Annotated in this window: 14 protein-coding genes; 5 read left to right on the top strand and 9 right to left on the bottom strand. The window is 69.4% G+C overall.

Going from position 1 to position 23,785, the window contains the following annotated elements:
* Positions 1 to 46: 46 nt before the first annotated feature.
* Genes VGV60_10010 through VGV60_10020 form a run of 3 tightly spaced genes read left to right on the top strand, consistent with a single transcriptional unit; the run spans position 47 to position 4,991 of the window.
* Positions 47 to 3,235, top strand: a complete 3,189-nt coding sequence (locus tag VGV60_10010; GenBank protein ID HEV8701590.1) for a glycosyl hydrolase — start codon at positions 47 to 49, stop codon at positions 3,233 to 3,235.
* A 17-nt stretch (positions 3,236 to 3,252) separates the two neighbouring features.
* Positions 3,253 to 4,275 (top strand): SRPBCC family protein, encoded by a 1,023-nt coding sequence (locus tag VGV60_10015; GenBank protein ID HEV8701591.1) that lies wholly within the window; start codon positions 3,253 to 3,255, stop codon positions 4,273 to 4,275.
* A 2-nt stretch (positions 4,276 to 4,277) separates the two neighbouring features.
* Positions 4,278 to 4,991, top strand: coding sequence for an alpha/beta fold hydrolase (locus tag VGV60_10020; GenBank protein ID HEV8701592.1), 714 nt, complete (start codon positions 4,278 to 4,280; stop codon positions 4,989 to 4,991).
* Positions 4,992 to 5,033: 42 nt separating this feature from the next.
* On the opposite strand, the gene VGV60_10025 is transcribed toward VGV60_10020, so the two are convergent.
* The 3 genes from VGV60_10025 to VGV60_10035 all read right to left on the bottom strand — a co-directional run bounded on the left by VGV60_10025 (position 5,034) and on the right by VGV60_10035 (position 9,879).
* Entirely contained in the window at positions 5,034 to 5,816 is a 783-nt protein-coding gene (locus VGV60_10025; GenBank protein ID HEV8701593.1) for a YihY/virulence factor BrkB family protein, read from the bottom strand.
* A 133-nt stretch (positions 5,817 to 5,949) separates the two neighbouring features.
* Complete coding sequence (locus VGV60_10030; protein ID HEV8701594.1) at positions 5,950 to 7,104, bottom strand: hypothetical protein; 1,155 nt, start codon at positions 7,102 to 7,104, stop codon at positions 5,950 to 5,952.
* Positions 7,105 to 7,224: 120 nt separating this feature from the next.
* The gene (locus VGV60_10035) at positions 7,225 to 9,879 is read right to left on the bottom strand and encodes an AMP-binding protein (protein ID HEV8701595.1); all 2,655 of its coding nucleotides are present in this window, start codon (positions 9,877 to 9,879) and stop codon (positions 7,225 to 7,227) included.
* Positions 9,880 to 9,928: 49 nt separating this feature from the next.
* Here VGV60_10035 and VGV60_10040 point away from each other — a divergent pair, with 49 nt between their 5' ends.
* Complete coding sequence (locus VGV60_10040) at positions 9,929 to 10,879, top strand: threonine/serine dehydratase (protein ID HEV8701596.1); 951 nt, start codon at positions 9,929 to 9,931, stop codon at positions 10,877 to 10,879.
* A 9-nt stretch (positions 10,880 to 10,888) separates the two neighbouring features.
* On the opposite strand, the gene VGV60_10045 is transcribed toward VGV60_10040, so the two are convergent.
* The 5 genes from VGV60_10045 to VGV60_10065 form a co-directional block, all read right to left on the bottom strand.
* Positions 10,889 to 11,470, bottom strand: coding sequence for a TMEM175 family protein (locus VGV60_10045; protein HEV8701597.1), 582 nt, complete (start codon positions 11,468 to 11,470; stop codon positions 10,889 to 10,891).
* 25 nt (positions 11,471 to 11,495) lie between these two features.
* The gene (locus VGV60_10050; protein HEV8701598.1) at positions 11,496 to 13,328 is read right to left on the bottom strand and encodes a DUF1570 domain-containing protein; all 1,833 of its coding nucleotides are present in this window, start codon (positions 13,326 to 13,328) and stop codon (positions 11,496 to 11,498) included.
* 1 nt (position 13,329) lies between these two features.
* Complete coding sequence (locus VGV60_10055; GenBank protein HEV8701599.1) at positions 13,330 to 17,469, bottom strand: hypothetical protein; 4,140 nt, start codon at positions 17,467 to 17,469, stop codon at positions 13,330 to 13,332.
* A gap of 80 nt (positions 17,470 to 17,549) precedes the next feature.
* The gene (locus tag VGV60_10060; GenBank protein HEV8701600.1) at positions 17,550 to 20,228 is read right to left on the bottom strand and encodes a putative metal-binding motif-containing protein; all 2,679 of its coding nucleotides are present in this window, start codon (positions 20,226 to 20,228) and stop codon (positions 17,550 to 17,552) included.
* 276 nt (positions 20,229 to 20,504) lie between these two features.
* Positions 20,505 to 20,825: a hypothetical protein gene (locus VGV60_10065; protein HEV8701601.1), complete on the bottom strand. Its 321-nt coding sequence runs from the start codon at positions 20,823 to 20,825 to the stop codon at positions 20,505 to 20,507.
* Between the two features lie 547 nt (positions 20,826 to 21,372).
* Between VGV60_10065 and VGV60_10070 the strand changes: the two genes are divergently transcribed.
* Positions 21,373 to 21,762 (top strand): GIY-YIG nuclease family protein, encoded by a 390-nt coding sequence (locus tag VGV60_10070; protein ID HEV8701602.1) that lies wholly within the window; start codon positions 21,373 to 21,375, stop codon positions 21,760 to 21,762.
* Here VGV60_10070 and VGV60_10075 read toward each other — a convergent pair.
* A partial coding sequence (locus VGV60_10075; protein ID HEV8701603.1) for a S9 family peptidase occupies positions 21,659 to 23,785 on the bottom strand: 2,127 nt, incomplete at its 5' end. The genes VGV60_10070 and VGV60_10075 overlap by 104 nt on opposite strands.

Raw genomic sequence — 23,785 nt, forward strand, 5'->3', positions numbered from 1 at the left:
GTTTAGCGGTAGAATGCAGCGCCGTTTCAAACCGTGAGGAGAGCCCATGCTGGCCCGTTGCCGCCGGTCCGTTCGTTTGATCATGGTGTTGCTGGCAGTCCTGATCGTCGCCGCCCCCGCTCTCGGCCTGGCGGCCGATGAGCCCGACAAGCCGTCCAAGGGCCCGGAGGAGTTCAAAGGGATGAAGTTCCGGCTCGTCGGACCCGCCGCGGGCGGCCGGGTGTCGCGGGTCGCCGGCGTCCCGGGCGACCCGCTCGTCTACTACGCGGCGAGCGCCTCGGGGGGAGTCTGGAAATCGGAGGACGGCGGCATCGCCTGGAAGCCGATCTTCGACGATCAGCCGATCTCGTCCATCGGGTCGATTGCGGTCGCGCCCAGCAACCCGGGCGTGGTCTATGTCGGCTCGGGGGAGGCCAACATCCGCGGCAACGTCGCGGCCGGCAACGGCATCTACAAGTCGACGGACGCCGGCAAGACCTGGACGCACGTCTGGACGCAGGAGGGGCAGATCGGCACGATGATCGTCCACCCGTCCAATCCCGACATCGCCTTCGCCGCGGTCCTCGGGCACGCGTTCGGCCCGAACCCCGAGCGCGGCGTCTACCGGACGAAGGACGGCGGCAAGACCTGGCAGCAGGTCCTCAAGAAGGACGCGGACACGGGCGCCTCCGACGTCTGCTTCGACGTGTCGAACCCGAACATCCTGTTCGCCGGGTTCTGGCAGGCGCGCCGCCGGCCATGGCAGATGACCAGCGGCGGCCCCGGGAGCGGGCTCTACACGTCGCGCGACGGCGGGGACACGTGGAAGCAGTTGACCGGGCACGGCCTGCCGGAGGGGATCTGGGGGAAGGTGGGGGTGGCGGTGGCCCCCTCCGACGGGCGGAGGGTCTACGCGCTCATCGAAGCGGAGAAGGGCGGCCTGTTCCGCTCGGACGACGGCGGCGACTCGTGGTCGCTGGCGACCGATCACCATGCCGTCACGCAGCGTCCCTGGTACTACATGACGATGACGGTCGATCCGTCGAACGCCGACGTCATCTGGTTCCCGCAGGTCCCCATGCTGCGCTCGATCGACGGCGGCCGGACGATCAAGAGGGTGAGGGGGGCGCACCACGGCGACCATCACGATGTCTGGATCGATCCGAAGAACCCGAAGCGGATCATCAACGGCAACGACGGGGGCGTGGACCTGTCCTGGGACGGCGGAGAGACCTGGTACGCGCCGCCGCTGCCGCTCGGGCAGTTCTACCACGTGACCGCCGACAGCTCGGTGCCGTACCGCGTCTCGGGGGCGATGCAGGACCTGGGCACCGCCTCCTGTCCGAGCAACAGCCTGCACGGCGGCGGCATCAGGAACGGCGACTGCCATGACGTCGGGGGGGGCGAGGCCGGGTACACGGCGCACGATCCCTCCGACCCGAACATCGTCTGGGCGGGGGAGTACTTCGGGATCATCACGCGATACGACCACCGCACCGGCATGACGCGCAACATCTCCGCCTACCCGGAAAACTGGTCGGGCCACGGCGCCGAAGACAACCGCTACCGCTTCCAGTGGACCGCCCCGATCCACATCTCGCCGCACGACCCGAAGACCGTGTACCACGCGTCCCAGGTCCTCTTCAGGACGACCGACGGCGGCCAGTCCTGGACGGCGATCAGCCCCGACCTGACGCGCAACGACAAGTCGAAGCAGAAATGGTCGGGCGGGCCGATCACGGGGGACAACACCGGCGTCGAGTGGTACGACACGATCTTCGCGGTGGCCGAGTCGCCGAAGGAGAAGGGGCTCATCTGGGCGGGGAGCGACGACGGGCTGGTGCACGTGACGCGCGACGCCGGGGCGCACTGGACCAACGTCACGCCGGCCATCAAGGGGCTTCCGGAGTGGGGCACGGTCAGCGTCATCGAGCCGTCGCCGCACGACGCCGCCACGGCGTACGTCGTGGTGGACGCCCACCGGCTGGATGACATGCGCCCGTACATCTGGAAGACGTCCGACTACGGCAAGTCCTGGAAGAGCCTGGCGGCGGGGCTGCCCAAGGACGTCTATCTCCATGCCGTGCGGGAGGACCCGAAGCGCCGCGGGCAGCTCTACCTCGGGACCGAGCGGGGCGTGTCGTTCTCGCGCGACGACGGAGGCACCTGGACGGCGCTCGGATTGAACCTGCCGACCGTCGCCGTGCACGACCTCGTCGTGAAGGACAACGATCTGGTGGTGGGGACCCACGGCCGATCGATGTGGATTCTCGACGACCTGACGCCCCTGCGCGACTGGTCGAAGGAGATCGCCGAGCGGCCGGCGCACCTGTTCCCGCCGCAGCCTTCGACGAGGTGGGAGTCCCGGTCCTCGTTCGACGGAGAGGACGTCGGGGAGAACCCGCCCTACGGCGCCGTCCTCAGCTACTACCTGAAGAAGAAGGCGGAGGGGGACCTGAAGCTGGAGATCCTCGACGCCGGCGGCGCCGTCGTCCGCACGTTCTCCAGCAAGAAGGACGAGCCGGAATACGAGAAGGACGATCCCGACGGCGGCCGGGACGACGAGAAGCCGGTCCTGTCGACCGAGACGGGCGTGCAGCGGATCGCCTGGGACCTCGAGTACGGCCCGGCGACGAGGATCAAGAAGGCGAAGACCGAGGGGAATCCGGAGGCCGCGCCGCGGGCTGTCCCGGACGTCTACACCGCCCGTCTGACCGTGGGGGACAAGACGATGACGGCGGCGATCGAGATCCTCCCCGATCCCCGCCTGAAGATCCCGGCCGGCGAAATCGCCGAGCAGGTGAAGTTCGCCCGCCAGGTCCAGGAGCAGGTGACCCGGCTGGCCGGCCTCGTGGCGCGAATCCGATCGGTGCGGGACCAGCTCAAGGTCAAGTCGGAGGCCCTGGATGGCAGCGCTCCCGCCTCCGACTGGACCAAGGCGGCCGCCGACCTGATCACCCGGTGCGACACCCTGGAGGGGAAGCTCCATCAGCCGAAGGCCCAGGTCGAGTACGACATCCTCGCCAAGGGGGCCCGCCTCTACAGCCGGCTCAGTCCGCTTCTCGGGTTCGCCGCGGACGGGACCGGGGCCCCGACGAAGGGGATGCGTGAGGTCTTCACCGATCAGGTCCGCGAGCTGGACGCGCTCGAAGGGGAGTGGAACGCCCTCGTCTCGGGCGATCTCGCGGCGCTCGGCCGCAAGGCGAGAGAGGCACATCTCGAACCGGTGGTGGTCCCGGTCACCGCGGCGCGCTGAATCGGGGAGGGGCCGCGATGAGGGTCCTGAAGAAGCTGCTGATCGTCCTGGTCGTGCTGGCCGCCGTCCTGGGCGGGATCGGCCTGCTCCTGCCCCGCCGCGTGCACGCCGAGAGGTCGGCGGTGATCGACGCCCCTCGGGCGACCGTGTTCGTTCTCTTGAACGGGTATGCGAGTTTCAACAAGTGGTCGCCCTGGTTCGAGCTGGATCCCCAGGCGAAATACACGTACGACGGCCCCGCCACCGGAGTCGGCGCGAAGATGTCCTGGGCGGGGGATCCGAAGAAGGCCGGCTCGGGCAGCCAGGAGATCGTCGAGAGCCGTCCGTACGAGCTGGTCAGGACCCGCCTCGATTTCGGGTCGGAAGGGAAAGCCGATGCCCAGTTCACCCTGACCCCCGAGGGGACCGGCACCCGCGTGACCTGGGGGTTCGAGACCGACCTCGGGATGAATCCGGTCAGCCGCTACTTCGGCCTCATGATCGACAGGATGGTCGGATCGGACTTCGAGAAGGGGCTCGCGGGGTTGAAGAAGCTCGCCGAGAGCCTCCCCAAGGCGGACTTCTCGACCCTCGAGATCGAGACGGTGGAGGTGGCCCCGGTGACCGTGGCCTACGTCTCGACGTCGAGCACCTGGGACGACAAGGCGATCGCCGCGGCGAACGGCTCGGCGTACGCGCAGATCGGGCGCTTCCTGACCGCCCAGCGCCTGAAGCAGAGCGCCGCGCCGATCACGATCAACACCAGGTGGTCCGACACGGAGTATGAGTTCGACGCGGCGATCCCGGTGGATCGGGCGCCGGAGCGCGAGGTCCCGCCGTCCTCGCCGGTCCGGATCAAGCAGACCTACGCCGGCACGGCGCTCCAGGCGATCCACCGCGGGGGCCGCCTCGACATCCCGGCGACCTGCGAGAAGCTCGCCGCCTACGCCGCCGCCTGCGGCCGGGAGACGGCGGGCCCGACATGGGACCAGTACTCCGCCGACCCGGGAAGCACGCCGGAGGCCGAGCCGGTCACGCATGTCTACATGCCGATCCGGTAGGCATGAGCGAATTCCTTCCCTGCGTCGAGGTCGCGTCCGGCGCCCCGATCGCCAATGCGGTCATCTGGCTGCACGGCCTGGGAGCCGACGGCCATGACTTCGAGCCGATCGTGCCGGCCCTGGGGCTGCAGGATCTCGGCGTGCGCTTCATCCTTCCCCATGCTCCGCGCCGCCCCGTGAGCGTCAACATGGGGCTCATCATGCCGGCATGGTTCGACATCAGGGGTCTCGACTTCGAGGGGGACGTGGACGAGAAAGGGATCAAGGAGTCGGTCGACCAGGTCGGGGCGCTCGTCGCGCGCGAGCGGGAGCGGGGGATCGAGAGTCGGAGAATCGTCCTGGCCGGGTTTTCCCAGGGCGGCGCCATCGCGCTGTACGTCGCCCTGCGCCACCCTGAGCCGCTCGCCGGGGTCGTGGCGCTGTCCACCTACCTTCCGATCTGGCCGGGGCCCGATGAAGGGGCCGCACGGGGTGGGGCCGCGCGGGAGCCCGGCGCGGGCGAGGGGGGGCGCCCGCTCTCGGTGTTCCAGGCGCACGGCACGGACGATCCTCTGATCACCCTGGAGCGTGGCGAAGGGACCCGCGACCGCCTGCTCGCCCTCGGCTGCGCGGTCACCTGGACGACCTACCCGATGGCGCACGCGGTCTGCCCGGAGGAGGTCGCCGACATCAGCGTCTGGCTGCGTGGCCGGCTCCAAACGCCAGCCCCCGCCTGAGAGCCGGGACGCGCGGCCCGGGCCGAATCCCCGGGCAGGCTGCTACACCGGGGCGCGCCGCAGGAGCTCTCGCCGGTGGTCGATGACGAAGTTGATCTCGGCGCCGAGCGCGAAGATGGTCCCCGAGACGTACAGCCACAGCAGCACCGCGATCACGGACCCGACCGACCCGTACGGCATGTCCTGGGCCGAGAGGGACCCGACGTAGATTCGGAAGAGCGCCTTCGACACCTCCCACAGCACGGCCCCGGCCAGGGCCCCGGGCCAGATCTGCCGGTAGCGCCGCCTGACCGATGGCCCGAAATGGTACAGGGTCAGGAGGAGCACGAAGTTGAAGACGATCCCGGCCAGGGTGCGCGCGGGCAGGGATCTCACGGCGCTGATCCCCATGGACAGGGGGATGAAAAGCGTCAGGATCAGCCCCAGAAGCACCCCGAGCAGTCGCCGCCGCCACAGGGGCCGCATGGCGGGGGCGCGGTGGATCCGGTTCAGGATCTGCTGGAGATTGTCGAAGGCCCCCGTCGCGCTCCAGATCAGCAGGACCGACCCGAAGAAGCCCAGGCTGTGACGCGCGTGGATGATTCGATCCAGGGCGTCCGACATGAACTCCGAGCTGAAGGGGAACAGGTCCAGGACCTGACGAGGCAGCTGCACGGACTCCGCCCCCGTGCCGTAGACGAAGCCGATGATCGAGGCCAGAAGGAGCAGGATGGGGAAGAACGAGAAGAAGGTGTAGTAGGCGAGGCTCGAAACGAGGATCGCGACGTGATCTTCGCGGTACTTGTGCCAGAGCGCTCTGACGAAATCGCGCGGCCCCGGGGTCACGGTGCGGCCTCCAGAAGCCGGCAATCATAGCCCAGGATGCCCGACAGGCTCCGGAGGCGCGGGGCCTCGCACGCCCCGCGGCGTCCGGAACGCCGCCCGTCCCCGTGCCCGGGACGGGCTCCTCGAAAAGCGTCTAGCCGCCGACTGCGACCAGGACTTCCTTGCCCTTGAACAGCTCGGGATCCAGGATGGTGACCTTGGCGGTGCCGGTCGCTTCCGAGGTCTCGACCGTGAAGTCCCGGCCTTCCTGGAAGATCGGCGGCAGCAGGCGCACCCGGCCGATGCTCTCGAGCCCGAACAGGCGGGGCTCGAGGTTGATCGTCGTCCCCGACCTCAGATCGAGCGACGCCTCGTACTGGAGCGGCTTGACGTCCTTGACGCGCTTCAGCACGGGCGAGAGGACGCCCTGATCCTTGAGCGAGCGCTCGTTGGCGGCGTGATAGAACAGGCTGTTCTGCCGGAACGAGAGATCGCTCGACAGGCGCGCGACGCTGTCCTCGAGGGAGGCCTTGTTCGCCTGCAGCATCGAGATGTCCGTCTCCAGCCCCGCCTTGATCTGCTGGAGGTTGCTCACCTCGGCCTGCGCGACGTCCCTCTCGGAGCGCGCCGTGTCCCGCTCGCCGATCAGGTTGCGCTGGTTGGCGCGCCGCAGCGCCAGCGGCAGCTGCTTGGCCTCGCCCCGGGTGATGTACGTGCGGAACGCGTCATCCTTCGGGTCGTAGGCGAACCAGACCTTGTTCCCGGGCACCAGCTCGTCGGTCTGGTCGGCCTCGGCGAGAAGCGTCTTGGCCTTCTCGGGCGGCAGCTGCATCTCGTTGACCAGGTAGTTCATCGCCAGGTCCTTGTGCCGGTCCCCCTTCTTGACGACGACGAACTTGTCCGGCAGGGCCTGCTCGAGGTGCATGACCTTCTCCTGGAGCGCCTGGAGCTCGTTCCGATCGGCGACGATATGCTCGAGGAGGGACTTGTAGGAGACGTCCTTCTCCTGGGCGATCATCTGATTGAGGACGTCGCGCTGGGCGTCGGTGAATTCCTGCCCGTAGATCTCGCTGAAATGGATCGTCCGCTCGCCCGGCTTGCGCGTCTGGTTGAACTCGTCGATCCGCTTCATGGTCGCATCGGTCGCCGCGTCGATCTTTTCCTGGTGGGTCTTGAGCTCGGCCAGGAGCTCCTCGGGCGTCTTGGGAACCGCCTTCGAGAACTTGAGGTCCTGCGTGCACGCCATGGACGCCAGGGCGACCCCGGCCATGACGAGCAACAGGAAAGATGCCGTCTGCATCGTTTTCATGGGCCCTCCTTCTGAAAGAGGAAACGAGACACTCGTGCCGACTTTTCGCTTGACCCAAGCAGACTAGCAGAGTCAAGGTCCGGCGCCCAATTTTTCAAGTTTTTTTTCGAGGGATTTCCATCAGGGAGCGGGACGCAGCCGGCGGACGGCGGCCTCGATCTGCGCCGTGGCCACGGCCGCATCGGTGCCCGGATCGATCGCGAGCGGCGGACCGATGACCAGGCGGGTCCTGCCGAAGCGCGGCCAGTAGCGCCCGTCGGGCAGGACCTGGGCCGTCCCCTCGATGAACGCCGGCACGACGGGCGCGCGCAGCTCGCGGGCGAAGATGCCGATCCCCTTGCGGAAGGGCTCCATGTCGGGCCCGGGAACGTGCCGTCCCTCCGGAAAGATGAGGATCGAGAAGCCCTCGTCCATGAGCTCGCCGGCGTACGCGAGACTGGCGCGGAGGCCGGCCGTCTCCGGCAGCGGCCAGGCGTTGAAGAAGAACTCCACGAGGCGCACCTGGGTCCATTCCTTCATGTGGCGGGCCGGCCCGCCCTCCGCTTCGCCGTAGAACACGCGGTGGTACCGCGTCGTCATGCCGGGGGCGATCCGGCCGCGGAGCGCCCGGGGGAGCGTCGCCTTGAAGAGGCCGGTATCCATGTAGCTGCGGTGGTTTGCCACGAACAGGCAGGGCGGCCGCGCATCCCGCAGATGCTCGAGCCCGGCGATCCGCGGCCGCGCGTAGAAGCGGATGAACGGGATCATCAGGCATTCCTCGATCGCGCGACGGGCGAGGCGCACCGGCAGGAGGCGCGTCCAGCGCGGCATCCTCAGGGAGCCCCGGCTCTCGAGGGCCAGGAGGTCCGTCGGGGCCGGAGTGGCGTCCGGCGCCCCGCCCGGTCCCGGGAGGCGGGCCGGCGGGGGCGCGCCGACGCCTGGCCGCGACGTGCCGCCGGCGGAGACGGCCATGGCGGCCAGCCGCTCCAGATCGAGGACGGTGGCTTCTCCTAGGCGTCCTTCGGGGAGACGTGCGCCGAACTCCTCCTCGAAGGCGGCCGCCAGCTCCACGAGGTCGAGGCTGGCGAAGCCGAGCCCCTCGACGAGGCGCGTGTCGTCCCGCAGGGTTTCGGGCGCGACGCGCGCCAGGGAGGCGAGCAGGCGCCGCACCGCCGAGAACCCCGCCGCCGTGCCGCCCGGCCCGGCGGCGCCGTCGCGCTCGAGGAGGACGATGCGATCGCGCATGAGACCCCGGCGGACCTTGCCGGTGGCGGTGCGCGGGAAATCGTCCTCCGGCCAGACGGTGTGGCCGCGGACGCGCTGCTTCGGCAGGAGCCGCTCGTTGGCCGCGGTGACCGCCGCCTGCGGGTCGGCGCCGCGCTCCATCAGGAGCGCCGCGTGGACCCGCTCGCCGCGCGCGAGCGGCAGGCCCAGGACGGACACGCCGCGCACGCCCGGGGCGCCGGCGAAGGCCGCCTCGACGTCGCCTGGATGCACGTTCTCCCCTTCGGGGGTGACGATGACCTCCTTCAGCCGACCGCGGATCGTCAGGCGCCCGCGCGCGTCGAATGCGCCGACGTCGCCGGTCTTGAGCCAGCCCTCACCGTCCGCCTCGCGCCCCTCTCCCAGGTAGCCGGGTGTGACGTTCGGCCCGCGAACCAGGATTTCCCCCTCGGGCCCGAGCTTCACCTCCTGCACCGCGAGCGGGCGGCCGACGCTGCCGGCGCGCCGGTCGAACGGGCTCGACACCGAGATGATCGGGGCGGTCTCGGTCAGCCCGTACCCCTGCACCACCAGGTAGCCGCTGCGCCGCCAGAAGAGGTCCACCTCCTCCGGGAGCCGGGCGCCCCCCGAGACGATGATCCGGAGCCGCCAGCCGAGCAGCCGCTGGATCGGCCAGAGGAGCGGCGCCTGGAGATAGAACGGCCAGTCGGCCACGCGCTGCTGGCGCCTCTCGCATGCTTCGAGCCTGCCGGCGGCGTGGAGCGCGCGACGCACCTCGGCCCCCAGGAGGTCGAGCAGCCGCGGCACGGTGAACAGGCCCCAGGCGGAGAAGCGCCGCGAGGCCTCGATGACCTCCAGGGGTCGCGGGGGGACCAGCACGATGGTGAGCCCCATGCTCAGGCCGAGGAACACGTTCATCGCCTGGCCGAACATGTGCGACAGGGGGAGGGTGGAGAGGAAGCGCAGGGCTCCGACCGGCCGGATGAGTGGCGCCCACTTGAGGTAGCCACGCTCGATCGGCGCGAAATCGGAGACCAGGTTCCCGTGGGTCAGGATCACGCCCCGGGGATCGCCGGTCGTGCCGGACGTGAACATCACGAAGGCGCGGTCGTCGGGGCCGGGGTCGGGCGCGGGACGGGCCGGAGCTCCTCGCGCGGGAGCCGGGGCGCTCCGCGCCCCCCACGAACCTGTTTCGATCCGCGTGACGCCGTCCGGTGGCGCGAGCTGCGCGGGGGCGACGAGAAGGCGCGCGCCCGCCTTGGCCGCGATCCGGGCGCGCAGGTCGCCGGGGGAATCGGGATCGAGGGGGACGGCGATCCCTCCCGCATGAAGCGTCCCGAAGAGCGCCTCCACCCAGTCGGCGCCGTCGGGCCCCTGGATGAGGACCGGGTCTCCCGGCTTCAGCCCGGCGGCGCCGAGCGCCTCCGCGCAGGCGAGGGAGCGCCGGTGCAGCTCGCCGTAGGTGCGGCGGCGCCAGCGGACGCCGTCCTTCCAGAGGTAGGCTTCGCGGCCGCCGAAACGCGGCAGATCCTCGATGTACGTCAGGAGATTGCGGCGCGCGGACGGCGTCATCAGTGTTTCATGATACTTTGAATCCTCCCGGCCGGAGGCGGCGCGCTCCATGGACCTCAAGACCGAAATCACCGCGGCCGAAACGCGGATCCGCCCGTACGTGCGCGAGACCCCGGTCGACGAGTCCCCCGCGCTCGGCCAGGCCGCGGGGGCGCGCGTCCTGCTGAAGATGGAGCACCTCCAGCTCACCGGCTCGTTCAAGCTGCGGGGGGCGATGAACCGGCTCCTGTCCCTGACGCCGGACGAGAAGGCGGAGGGGATCGTGACCGCCTCCTCCGGCAACCACGGCGCGGCGGTGGCGTACGGCCTGAAGGCCCTCGGCTGCCCCGGCGTCATCTTCGTCCCGGAGAACGCCTCGCCGGCGAAGGTGGCCAACATCCGAGCCTACGGCGCCGAGGTGCGCACGCACGCCACAGACTCGGGGATCACGGAGATGTTCGCGCGCCGCCACGCGCAGGAAACCGCCAGGGTCTACGTCTCGCCGTACAACGATCCTCTGGTCGTGGCGGGGCAGGGGACGATCGGCGCGGAGCTGGCCCGGCAGGTGGACCGCATCGATGCCTTGTTCGTGGCGCTCGGCGGCGGCGGGCTGATCTCCGGAATCGCGGGGTATCTCAAGTCGGGCGGCGCCCCCGTCGAGGTCATCGCCTGCTCGCCGGAGAACTCCGCCGTCATGCACCACTCGGTCGCGGCCGGGCGGATCCTCGAGATGGAGTCGAAGCCGACCCTCTCCGACGGCACGGCCGGGGCGGTCGAGCCGGGGGCGATCACGCTCGATCTCTGCCGCCGCTTCGTCGATCGCTACGTCCTCGTCTCGGAAACCGAAATCAGGGACGCGATGCGCCTGGTCATCGACCGGCACCACACCCTGATCGAGGGGGCCGCCGGTGTGGCGGTCGCCGGCTTCCTCAAGGAGAAGGAGCGGTTCGCCGGCAGGAGCGTCGTCATCGTTCTGTGCGGTGCGAACATCTCCCGAGACCGTCTGAAGGACGTCCTCTAGGCCGGGTTCCTAGTCCCGCTGGGCGAGGGCGCGCTCGATGCGGCGATCGGGAACGAGCCACATGATCGCGACCACCACGTAGAGCCCGCACGCCAGCCAGGCGCTGACGAAGGCCAGCGGGACGGCGACGGCGTAGAACACCATGGAGATCGTTCCCTTGAAATCCTTCCCGACCGCGCTCGCCAGGACGGACTCCCGGCCGTGGTACGCGATGAGGGTGCGGCACAGGACGAAGTAGGCCAGCGCGGCGAACAGGAGCACGACACCGTAAAGCGCCACGGGCACCGCCGCGAAACGGCTGTCTCCCATCCAGCCCGTGGCCATCGGAATGAGGGACAGCCAGAACAGCAGGTGCATGTTCGCCCAGAGGATGCGGCCGTTGACGAGCCGGACGGCCTGCAGCAGGTGATGGTGGTTGTTCCAGTAGATCCCGAGGTACACGAAGCTCAGCACGTAGCTGAGAAAACCCGAAAACAGCGAACGCAGGACGGCCGCGTCGGCCCCATGCGGCACCCTCAGCTCCAGCACCATGATGGTGATGATGATCGCGAGCACTCCGTCGCTGAACGCTTCCAGCCGCCCTTTGTTCATGGACACGCCGTCCGGCCGATCACGCTCATCCCCGGGGCCGGCGGGCGGCGTCCCGCTTCAGCGCCTGGAGAAGCGTCTTGACCTGCCCGAGCAGGCCGGGATCGGTCACCTCGCGGGACAGGCCCTCCAGGATGTCGATGGCTCCCTTGTAGTCCCGCAGATTGGCGCGCTCGACCGCCTTGTTGTACTTCTCGACCCAGAGGTTGTAGACGCCGACGGGGGCCCCTTTCGGCATGACCGTGTCCAGGGGTGCCGGGTCCTGAGGCATCACGCCGGCGTCGTCGACCGTCCCTTCGCCGGAGGATGATTCGTCCGCAGCCGGGGGCGAGGTCCGGGCGCGCCAGGCCTCCTCGGCCGAAAGCGCGCGGCGCGCGGCCTCGAGCGCTTCCCGGTCGTTCATGCGCGCCAGGCCGTTCTCGACCAGATCGCGGGCCCTGGCCAGGTCCCCGTTGCGCGCGTGGAGCATCGCCAGGCTGGCAAGAACATCGGCTCGGGCGGGAAGCATCTGCCGGGCGGTCTCGAGGTGCCGGATCGCCGGCGCCAGGTCGCCGCCGTTCCCGAAATACGTCCTGCCGAATTCGACGTAGGCCTCGGCGAGCCCCGGGCGGAGCCGGATCGATTTCCCCAGCAGGTCGCGGGCGCGGGCGACGTCGGGAGGGATCGCATCGCGCCCGCCGTCCATCCCTCGCAGGGCGCTTCGCCGGGCCAGGCAGGCGCCAAAATGGAAGCAGGTCATCCCATCGTCCGGGTCGATCGCCAGGGCCTTCTCGAACTGGACGACGGCCTCGTCGTAGCGCTCGGCCTTCTCGCTCAGGACCGCGAGCCCGGTGATGGCGGATGCGCAGGCCGGATTGAACTTCAGCGCCTCCCGGTAGTGCGTCTCGGCCTCCCAGGGCCGCCCGGGCTGAACGTGGACGACGAGATCCCCCAGGCGGGCCAGGATCTCCTCCCGCTTCATCGGGGCGACCTTCGTGGACGTGTCCACGTGAAGATCCGAGAACTTGACGGCGTTGAACAGGAACCGCGTTCCGCCCACGTGGGCCCGCAACTCCTGCTCCAGCTTCTCGTGGGTCGTCGCGAAGCTGGCCGTGAAGGCCTGGTCGGGGTCCTGGCCGCTCGCGAGGCGGTCGAGAAAGGCCCCGAGCTGCGAGCGCCGTTCCGCCTTGTCCCACAGGAAGTAATGCACCAGCGCCCAGGACTGCGCGTAGAAAACCCCCCGGCGCGTCCCCTCGTTGTAGTCGGGGGAGTCGTGGGTGATCGCGAACAGGTGCCGCAGGCTGAGCAGGTTGTTCTCGCGCAGGAACAGGACGTGCTCGGCGGGGGTCCTGCCGATCGAGGCCGACTTGTCGTCCGCCTGGAAGGTGCTGTAGCACTCGGCGAGCCCTTCGTTGAACCAGGGAGGTGTGCCGTGCAGGTTGTTGTTGAGAAACTGGTGGACGTACTCGTGGTAGATGATGTCCAGCGGGTCGGTCCCCGGATCCCCGTTCATCGCGATGAAGGAGCCGTCGGGCCAGCCGACGAAGACTCCCGCCGAGTCGACGAACCGGTCGTTGTAGAGCGCCCGGTAGGGCTTGAAGGACGCCTCGTGCTTGAACACGTAAATCGAGGTCGGGGCGGGCGGGTCGATCCGGAACTTCTTGTAGAAGAGGGACAGCACGGCTCGGAACCGCTCGAGCCTCCGCCCCAGGTCGGCGGTCCGCCTCTCGGAGGCGTTGCTGTACATGGTGAAGTGGGCCGTCTCGATCCGGATCCAGTCGTCGGTCTCCGGGGGCAGGGCAAGGAGGCCGTCCCCCGCGGGCCCCAGGACACCCAGCAGGAGGATCGCGACGAGAGCACAGAAGGCGCGACGCGTCCGCATGTCAGGGGGCCGCGACCCCGGGCGCGGACGGGGAAGGGGGCGCGAGCGGCGGCGGCGACGGCTTCTTCTTCAGTCTCGGCCGCCACAGCCCACCCCGGGTGAAGGATTCCCAACCCCACTTCAGCCAGCGCAGGAGGGCCTGCGCCAGCCACAGCGCCCACGCCAGCATCGCCAGGCGATAGAGAAAGAGCGGGACGGAGACGACCCATGGACGGGGGAGGACCTCGCCCGAGCGATCGAGATACCAGTGCAGGTTTCCGGCCTGCGAGTCGTTCCCGGCGATCTGCATCTCGGGGAGGCCCAGGAGGCCGTTGGTGATCGACCAGAAGAGCCCGCCCAGCGCGACGACCGTCGCGCCCGCCAGCAACACTTGAAGGAGATTGAAGCGGACCCCCGACCCCTCGGCGCCCCGCTGTCCGCGCCACCCGAGGGCGAACAGCCAGCCGACGATGACGAGGGAGATCCAGACGGGCGCCTGCGTCAGCCCGAGGCTCAGCAGAAACCAGTCCCGGGCGCGCAGGGGCGTCAGGCGAAGGCGACCGAGGGCGATCGCGGCCAGGAGGCCGACGACGACCCGGCTCCAGAACAGCACGGCCGGCCCCAGGCGCGGGCCACCCAGCAGGAGCGTCCAGCGATCGGCGGGCATCACGATCGAGGTGCGCGCGTTCACGCTGGCGGTGCCGAGATCCACCTCGGGCGCCCTGAAGCCGAGGCGGATGCCGTCGTTCTGCCTCCAGGCGACGCCGATGTGCTGCGGCCCCGGCATGATCGGCAGCGTCAGTTCCCGCCCGTCCTGGCGGATCGGCTGCACGACGCCGTTGATCGACACCGATTGCAGCTCGGCCACCTCGGGGAGGGTGAGCACGTGCTGCTCCCCCCGGCTGCTGCGGACGGTGAGATTCAGGCTCGCGTCGGTGGCGCGCAGCCCCGGCGAGATCGTGAGATCGGTCGTGTCGATGGTCAGCGTCTGCCCGGGGAGCCCGCCGGGACGAATCACGTCGATGGTGACCGCTTCCCCCGGCCACGGGCGCCATTCGCGCATCCGCACGGGCGTCTCCTCCGGCAGATGGACCACCGGGATCCCCTGGACCTCGACGTGCCAGACGGGTCCGGCGGCCAGGCGCCAGACCTCGACCCACGGGACGTCGCCCGGCGCCGCGAGCCGGATCGATTCCCTTTGATCGAGGGAGGACGTCCAGGCCGCCTCGGTCGCCTGCGGGGCGAGGCTGACCAGCGCCCGGTCGCCGGCCACGCGCACGTCGGCGGTCGTCACCGACTCGCCCGGCAAGAGGGGGACCTCGAGGCGGACCGCCGATCCGACCGGGGTGATCCGGACCACCCGGGTCGCGACCTGCCACTTGATCCCGAGCGTGAGCTCGCGCTCGACGCGCACGAAGGGCGGGAGCGCGATCGGCTCGAAGGCCCCCGAAGGCCCCCGCTCGCGGCCGCGCTCCTGCACGAGCTGCAGGCTGTCCTCCGCCTGGCCGTCCTCGTGCAGCCCTTCCACGCGCCAGCCGCGGGCCCGCGCCTCGACGCGGTGGGGCTTGAGCGGCAGGGGAAGCGGGACCGACTCACGGTCGGGCAGCGGGCCCTCCATCAGGACCTGGTGGTTTCCGGGACTCACGCGCAGCCACAGCCGTCCTTCACCGGTCCGCACCAGCCCGGTGGCCGCCTCGCCGTCCACGGCCACCCGATCGGGGAGCCACTGATCGGCACCCCCCGGGAGCGGCACCGCCGTCTCCGCCGCGGCGCTGATCTCGATGCGGGCGCGCAGGGAGGCCGGGCCGACGTCGAGCAGCATGCGGGGGCTGGAGGCGCAGTTCGGGCGGCAGGCGGGGGGCTGCAGCAGGCGCGTGCGCAGCTCGTTCAGCATGTCGGCCGGCGGCATCTCGGCCGCGCCGGCCGGCGGCGACCCGGCCCCCGCGAGCGCCAGCGCCGAGGCCAGCGCGGTAGCCATCGCGGGGCGCGCCAGGCCGATCCGTCGCATGAGCCGGGCCGGCCAGGAGCGATCGGGAAACCCGAACAGGCCGAGCGCCAGGATCGAGACGAGGACGACCCGCAGCAGGTTCAGGAGCCGGTTCGCGGCGGGCGGGATCAGAACGAGACGCAGCTCCTGCGCCTGTTTCACCGGCCCACGCCAGCTCAGGGAGACCGTCCTCCAGCTCCAGTCGGGCAGCCCGGGGCCGGTCTGGACGACCGTCTTGGGGTCGGGAGCGTAGAGGTACGACAGGGATCGCTGAGCCATCTTGCCTTCCGCGGCGGGTTCCGAAGCCGGGGCATTGGACTTGAGCGCGGACATGGCCTTCATCTTGTTGGAGAGATCGCCCCGAATCTGGTCGAACTCCTCAGTCGCCGCCCCCTTCTCCCCCATCGGGGCCTGCAGCAGGAAGCCCCCCCCGAGCCCGCCGCCGCCCATCCAGGGCTCCTCCAACGAAGGGTAGAGGGCGGTGCGCACCTGATCGACCAGGAACGGGATGATCATGAGAACGAGCACGACCTGCGCGAGGCGGTGAACGACCGTCACCGTGGCCAGGATCCGCCCCGCTGGAAGGGCACGCCGCAGGGCCTCGAAGGCCAGGACCGCGAGCCAGGTCCAGTGCGGCGCCCCCGGCTCGATCCAGATGAGGACGAGCGTCAGAAGGGCGATGATCCCGAAGCGCCGCCCCCAGAGCCTGGCGACCGACATGGCGCCGATGAGGACCAGGAAGAGATCGAGGAGCGTCCACGAGGCGATCCAGGTGGCGGAGACGTCGTCCACGCCCGATGCGCTGAACAGGCGCCAGGCGGGCGGGAGATTCAGCTCGGCGCTGACCTGGTTGAAGTCGTGATCCCACCCGACCGCGGGCACGACGCCGGCGCCCCGCTCGACGCGGCTGTCGGCGTCCAGGCGCACCTCTCCCTGCCGCAGCTCGACCCCCGCGGGCCGATCGGGGCCGGTGCGCGTGATGAACTGGTCGACGCCGTCGATCGCCACCCGTCCGAGGACGGCGGGCGGCGGCATCTCGAGACGCCAGGTCCGCCGCATCGTGCCGGCGACCGCGTCATGGACCGTGTACCCGCCGCCATCGAAGTCGAGCCAGAGCCTGCGGTCGAGGATGAGCTGGTCCGGCGCGGGCTCGGAGTCGCCGCGGCGCTTCTCGACGAGCGTCATGGTCTTGCCGCTCTGCATCAGGTAGGCCGGAAGCTGCCTCCACTCGTCCGGCAGGGTCGTCTGCTGCGGATCGACCGCGGTCACCCCCTCGACCGAGACCAGCCTCAGGTGCGGCCGGGCGTCGAAGACCCACACCTCCTGGGCGGGCCAGGACCCGTCGGGGACTGGCGTCGCCAGGGTGGAGGCCGGCCCCTCGTGCCGCGCCGCCAGCTCGAGGCTGAAGCGCCCCGGCCGCACCTGCGCCCGCAGCCGGCCGTCCGGATCGATGCGCGCCGGGAGCGGTCCGCGAAGCGACATCGCGATGAAGCGCTCCGGCAGCGCCCGCCCGAGGACCACTTCCCGGCCTTTTCCGGAGACTTGCAGATCGACGCGGGTCGTCAGGACCTGTGGAATCTCGTCGGCGACGCGGCGATTGACGGTGACCTCCAGGCGGTCCTCCGCCGTCTCCTCGCCGGCACGTTTCTGGAGCCACAGACGCCCCTGCTCGTCGCGCGCCGGAAACGGCACGGCGCGTCCCCGGAGCATCAGGCCGACCAGTCCCGTTCCGGTCGGCACCTGGAGGAGCGGGGGCAGCGCGTCCCAGTCGAACGTTCCGCTCACGGCGTGACGTCCGGCCGCGAGCCAGACGGCGGGCCCGCCCGGCTGCGCCGCCACGATGGCCGGCCGCCCGTCGACGCGCACCTCCTGCGGCCAGGTGCGCGCGTCGCCCGGCAGGAGGACCCACTCGTCCCGATGCAGGAGCCACTGCTGCGTGAAACGCCCGCCCCGGTCCGAGAGATCGAGACCGAGCCGCGACGGCCAGGCGCACTGGCGCGTCTCGGCGTCCCCCTGGAAGAACGGGCAGCGCTCCTGCTCGTGCCCCTGGAGAACCCAGTCGATCCACGGCCGCAGCGGCTCGGGGGTCTTCTCCCTCGTGAGGGGCTCGGCGGACGCCGTCACGGGGAACAGCAGGACGATCAGGACGAGGAGCGGGAGCGCGGAGCGTAGCATGGCAGGTCCCCCCGGAAAACTCCCGGGGAGGCTATCGCCAGCAGGCGTGCCCCGTCAACTTCCGTGCCGGGAACGACCGTCTATTCCCGTGTGGCCGGTCCCCAGAGCTCGACGGTTCCGTTGATCCGGATCAACTCGACGAAGATGTTCTTCCCGCTCTTGTGCTTGGGCACGGTCAGGAGATACGTGTGCGGCGCCCCCGTGACGCACTCCTCGCATTCGATCGGGGCCATGTTCTGCTGGCTCCGGTTCCCCTGCGAGTCGAACACGACGATATTGAAGGACGCAATGTCGACCTCGTGGGTGGTTGTCCAGGTGACGATCCCCGAGCCCCGGCCCAGCGGGCCCGAGAAGGAAATGGCGATCGGGTCGATACGCTGGTCGCAAACCGCCGGGTCCTGACTGGCGTTGGGAATCGTCGGACAGACGTCGCAGGCATCGCCGACCCGGTCGAAGTCCTGGTCCTCCTGTGCCGGATTGTCGACGAGCGGGCAGTTGTCGCAGGCGCTCAGGACGCCGTCGCCGTCGGGGTCGGTCCCGGCGGCACCCTCGTCCACGAGCCCGTCGCAGTCGTTGTCCGCGCCGTCACAGACCTCCGCAGCCCCCGGATGCACGTCGGCGCGGACGTCGTCGCAGTCGGTGCAGGAGGTGAACCCGTCTCCATCCGTGTCAACGCAATTGCAGCCGATGCTAGCCAGGTATATCTCCTCGTTGAAGTTTCGGAAGTCTGTCCAGGCCACCGTGTACTGGCTCCCAGTCCAGGCCAGCCTAGGCGAATTCAAGGATCCGGGGTCGTTCGTCAGCCTGAAGTCGGAGCCGATGCGCACGCCCTGGGCGGTCAGGCCGATGAAATAGATCTCCCCGTTCCCGTCGCGCCCGTCCACCCACGTCACGCCGTACTCATCGCCGTTCCAGACCAGCGACGGCAAACTCGAGCCGTCCGGACTGCCGTCCACTCGGACCTCGCCGCCGATCCGATTCCCGGTTGGGTCGAGGCGCGCGAAGACGACGTGGACGGGCTGCGCGTCCGTTTTGCTGTCCCAGGCGACTCCATACTCCGATCCTGTCCAGACGAGCGAAGGAGCCACGAACAGAGTTGACGTCGTGGTGACACGGATTTCCTCCGCCAGCTTGGTCCCCGAAGCGCCGACCCCGACAAAGTAGACGTCGCCCTCCCCGCCGTTCCGGTCATCCCGAAAGGCGATGCCGAACCGAGATCCGGTCCACGCCAGGCTCGGGTTGCTGGAAATCCTCGGATGATCGGTGAGCCGGACGTCGGCGCCGATCTTGGACCCGGAGGCATCGAGCAGCGCGAAGTAGAGCTCGCCGTTGTAATCGTCGCGAAGGTCGCTCCAGGCGAGGCCGTAACCGGTTCCCGACCAGACGAGGCTGGGACGGATCGAATCCCGCGCGGCGTTCGTGACTCGCAGGTCGCCGGTCACGAAGGTTCCGGCCGGCCCGAGTCGCTTGAAGTAGATCTCGTAATTGCCATCCCGGTTGTCTGCCCATGCGAGTCCGTACTCCGACCCCGTCCAGACCAGAGAGGCCATCGTGCTCCTTGCCGGGTTATTGGTGACCCTGATGTCAGTGCCGATCTTCGATCCCGATGGATCGAGATGCGCAAAATAGATCTCATCGTTTCCGTCGCGAAAATCCGACCAGGCCACGCCGAATTCCGATCCCGTCCAGACCAAAGAGGGCTCGATGGACTGGCTGGTGTCGTTCGTGACTCGGATGTCCGCCCCGATCTTGTTGGGCGGGAAGCACGACCCCTGGCAGGCAATCCCGTTGTCGGCCTGACCATCGCAATTGTTGTCGATCCCGTCGCAGATCTCCGGGTTTCCCGGGAATCGTGCGGGATCCGAATCGTCACAGTCTCCCTGGCAGTCCGTGACACCGTCGAGATCGTCGTCGAAGCAAGGTTCGCCCGAGATGGTCACGAACCCGGTGATTCCGCTGCTCTCGAAGCCGTTGATGGTCGCCGTGTCGCCGGCGTACAGGCACTGACCCTTGCCGGGCGCCGAGACTGTCAGGGTGGCGTTGCCGTCGGCATCGGGAACGAGACCCGTATCAGTCCACTGATCCCGCCTCAGGTCGGGCGGCGTCGTGCAGGTGGCCAGCCGGGTGAATATCCTGCCGATCTCGGTCGAAGCTGTGAAGTTGTCGGGGCAGGTTCCGAGGCCGGCCATGACTCCGAGAGAGTCCGGGTCGCAGTCGCTGAAGACGCTCGGAGCAGTAAAGTGAAGCGAGAGGGTCACCATGCCGCCCGACGAGGACTGGGAAACGATTGTCGGGGCCCCCCCGGTGTCACCACAGGGCAGGGGAAGGGCAAGGCCGGTCGACGGGTCGAACTTGTGTGCCATTTCGACGAGGTAACCCAACGAGTTGGGGTCGACGCCGCTCAGCGAGACGAAGAGTCCTTTCCCGTCGTTACCCTGGACGGCGATCACGATACGCCGCCTTCCCGCCTGCGAGACCGGACAGCCGACGAACCCGGACACCTGCCAGTCTGTGCTGATAGTCACGCGTCCATCGTCCCCCACACCCTCGTTGACGATGTCCACGAGGCCACTGTTCGCGCCGATCGGATTCGAGAGCTCATAGGTGAAGCCGGCGACAGGTCCCGTGTCCGTGCACACGAAATAGGAATCGACGCCATGATAGATGGGCACCCCCGCGGCGCAGGCCGCGTAGACGCCGGAAGTGAGGGCGAGACAGAGTGGAATGCCGATGAGCGCGATCGCAACCGCTTTGTTCATGGCTCACCTCCGGGGGGTGAAAGGGGTCTGATGCCTTCAAATCTACGCCCGTGACACCCGGCCGACAACGGAAATCGCGGAGAAACAACCCACGGTCGGGGGACGGCTGGGTATTCTGGCCGCACTCTCGCCCAGGCTTGCGGAACCGAGCCGCGCCGGGGGTTCTTCGGGGAATGGAGCCCTGTCCATGGCGCGATGGTCCGTCTACATCTTGAGGTGTGGGGACGGCAGTCTCTACACCGGGATCGCGACGGATGTGCGCCGCCCAAACCGGGTTCAGTTCTTCCTTCCGAGGTTCAGGTCCTGGACGGATGTCTCGAGGATCACCGGCCCGCCGTGCTCGAGGGCGTCTCGGGGGCTCAGCTTGATTTCGGCGGAGAACGGGCGGCTGCCATGGGGCGGCATCGGTTCATAAGGGCCGTCGAGCCGCTCGTAGTGACAGGTCACGATCGGCGCAATGCCACGGCCGACGACGCGACCCTGGCCGTCCAGGGCGCGGCATGCCACGGAGACAGCGCGGATGGGCAGGTCGCCGCCATTCTTCACCTCCCCGATCGCCTGAAGCGGCCGTCGGTGGATTTCAGGGGTGTACTCCATGTTCTCGTCGGGGGTGTACCAGATGTCCCTTTTCTGGCCGGGCAGCCGGGGCCGGCGAGGACGTGTGTCACGATCGTCTGGGCGAGGCGGTTGATCGCGCCCGGGTTGTCGAGCCGTGCCGTCGAGACTCTGGCCGCGACCCGCGTGAAGCGTGGATCGACGCCGGCCCACAACGGCACGAACATCGCCGGCACCGCCCATAGCCCCATCAGTCCCAGGAGGAGTTTTCTGGCATTCACCTTGTCAGGACTGAGGCGTGCCAGGAGCGCACAGAAGGGGGCGAAGAGGGCCAGTCCCCACAGCATGCCCTGCAACCAGAGCCCGCTTAAGGAGCCGAAGACAATGTACGAGATGAACGACCAGCCTTCATCGCCGGTAAAACTAGGGTCGGGGCGCCCCCCAGTAAAGGCTCCGGCTCAGACATGTCGCAGGCTCCTCCCTAGCAGGGTGCGCGACTCGGGCGAGCGGGGTGTATTCTCCACGGGCGCTCGCGCGGACTCGCGAAGCAGGACGCGGCCACGTGGGCCCTGGTGCATCGACTCTGTTCATGGCGCAATGGTCCGTCTACGTCGTGCGGTGCGGTGATGGGACCCTCTATACCGGCATCGCCACGAACATTCGCCGTCGGCTCGCGGAGCATGCGCGGCACGACGGCCGGGGGGCGAAGTATGTGCGCGGCAGAGGGCCGCTGCGCCTCGTGTTCGTGAGAGCCGTCGGCACCAGGGGCATGGCGCTGCAAATCGAAAGCCGGATCAAGAAGCTTCCGAAGGCACGGAAGGAGGCGCTGATCGCAGGGGGCGCCGGAAATCCGTTCCGGGTCGGGCTCCCCGAATTCAACGCGGCGACGCCCCCGTCGCCACGGGCTTCACGTCGTCCGGCAGCGCGGGGGCCTTGTCGCCCGGCGGCGAGGCGGGCGTCCCGTCCGGCATCGGGATGAGATGCGCGTCGAGCCAGCCGATCCACTCGCGGTAGACCGAGCGGCTGCGCACCGGGTCGGCGGGAAAGTGGCCCGGCACGGGCCAGGCGACGAAGCGCGTGGGGACGCCGTTGTCCTTGAGGGCGTGGTACAGACGGTAGGACTGGGTCACCGGGACGCGGGCGTCGCCGGTGTTGGACAGGATCAGGGTGGGCGTCTTGACGCGCTGGGCGTAGGTGATCGGCGACTGCTCGCGGTACGCCTTGTCGCGGCCGCCGGTCCAGGGGGATCCGCCGAACGACCAGCGCGCCTGCACGTTGAAATCGGCCAGATTGTACTGGTCGATGAAATCGCTGACCGTGGCGCCGGTGACCGCCGCCTTCCAGACGTCGTAGTGGCCGATGAGCCAGGAGGTCATGTAGCCGCCGTACGACCAGCCCGACACGCCGATGCGGCCCGGGTCGACGAACCCGCGCGCCTGGACGACCTTGAGCCCGGCCATGACGTCCCGGCCGGGGCCGTCCCCGGCGTTGTTGACGATCGCCCGCTGGTACGCGTTGCCCAGGTTGTCGCTGCCCCGGTAATTCGGCTGGAAGACGACGTAGCCGCGCGCCGCCAGGAGCTGGCCGAAGGTCGAGAAGCTCTCGGTCGAGGCGGCCTGCGGACCGCCATGGATGAGAAGCACCAGCGGGAACCGCTTCCGCGCGTCGAATCCCGGAGGATAGATCAGGACTCCGTTCTCCGACAGCCTGTCCGGCCCCTGCCACTCGATGGTCTCCACGCGTCCGAGATCCAGCGACGCCACCGGGTCGTTGAACGACGTCAGGCGCCGCGGCGCGGCGTCGGGCGACGCCATGTAGTAAAGCTCCGTCGGATGCTGGGGCTCGCTGCCCGTGAAGGCGACCGCGCCATTCTTCGCCACCGCCGCGTCGATCCAGAACGACCATGAGGGGTTCGCCTTGCCGAGGTCCAGACGGCGGGCCGGGCCATCGAGCGGCTGCAGCCAGAGCGAGACGCGCGTGCCGTCGTTGCCGCCCACCAGGAGCGACCGGCTGTCGGGCATCCAGATCGATCGATAGAGGCAGCGATCGATGGCACGGGTGACGACTTTCGGCTCGCCGCCCGCCGCGGGGACGACATGGATCTCGTTGACGGCGTTCGGGTCGCCGTCCCGCGGGTACCAGAGGGCGATGCGCGCGCCGTCCGGGCTGTAGCTCGGAAAGCCCTCCAGGAGGGTGCGCCCCGTCAGGGGGCGCAGGGCGCCGGAGGCCACCTCGAGAATCTGGATCGACGTCCGATCGGCGTCGCCGAAGTGCGGGTTGTCCTGCCGCGCGAAGGCGATCTGCCTGCCGTCGGGCGACCAGGAGAGGGGGGACGACGGGGGACCGGGAGGCTCGCTCACGGGCAGGCTCCAGCCGCCCGAAGTGAGCCGCCGCGCCACCCCGCCTTCGGCCGGCACCAGCCAGATGTGCGACGGCAAGGCCGCCTGTTGCGCCAGATAGTCGTTGTTCCCGACCTCGAAGGCGTCCTCCCCCTTCTTCATCGCTTCGCGGTTGGCGGGCACGTCCTCGGTGACAAAGGCGAGGGCGCCGCCGTCCGGCCTCCAGGCAAACTGCTGCACGCCCGCAAAGGCGTCGGTGATCTGCAGCGCGTCGCCGCCGTCCATCGGCATGACGAAGATCTGGCGGTGCCCCTCTTCGTCCGGAGCGATCGGCGGGGCCCCCTTTTCCGTCGCGGCGGGGGTCGCCGCAGGCTCGACCTTCGGGGTCTTCCTGGGCGTCCCCTTCGCCAGGAACGCCAGCCTGTCGCCCCCCGGCGACCAGCGGGGGTGGGCCAGCTCCTGCCGCCCGCGCGTCAGGACGCGCTGCGCCCCCGTCGCGACGTCCACGACGACGAGCTCCGCCTCGTGCCGGTTGTCGTCGTAGTTCGGACGGGACACGACGATGACGATCGAGTTCCCGTCGGGGGACACCTGCGGGTCGCTCACGCGCACCAGGCGGGCCAGGTCCTCGAAGCCGATGCGTCGGGGGGCGGCGGTGGATGT

Source organism: Candidatus Polarisedimenticolia bacterium, assembly GCA_036001465.1.
GTDB lineage: Bacteria > Acidobacteriota > Polarisedimenticolia > Gp22-AA2 > Gp22-AA2 > Gp22-AA3.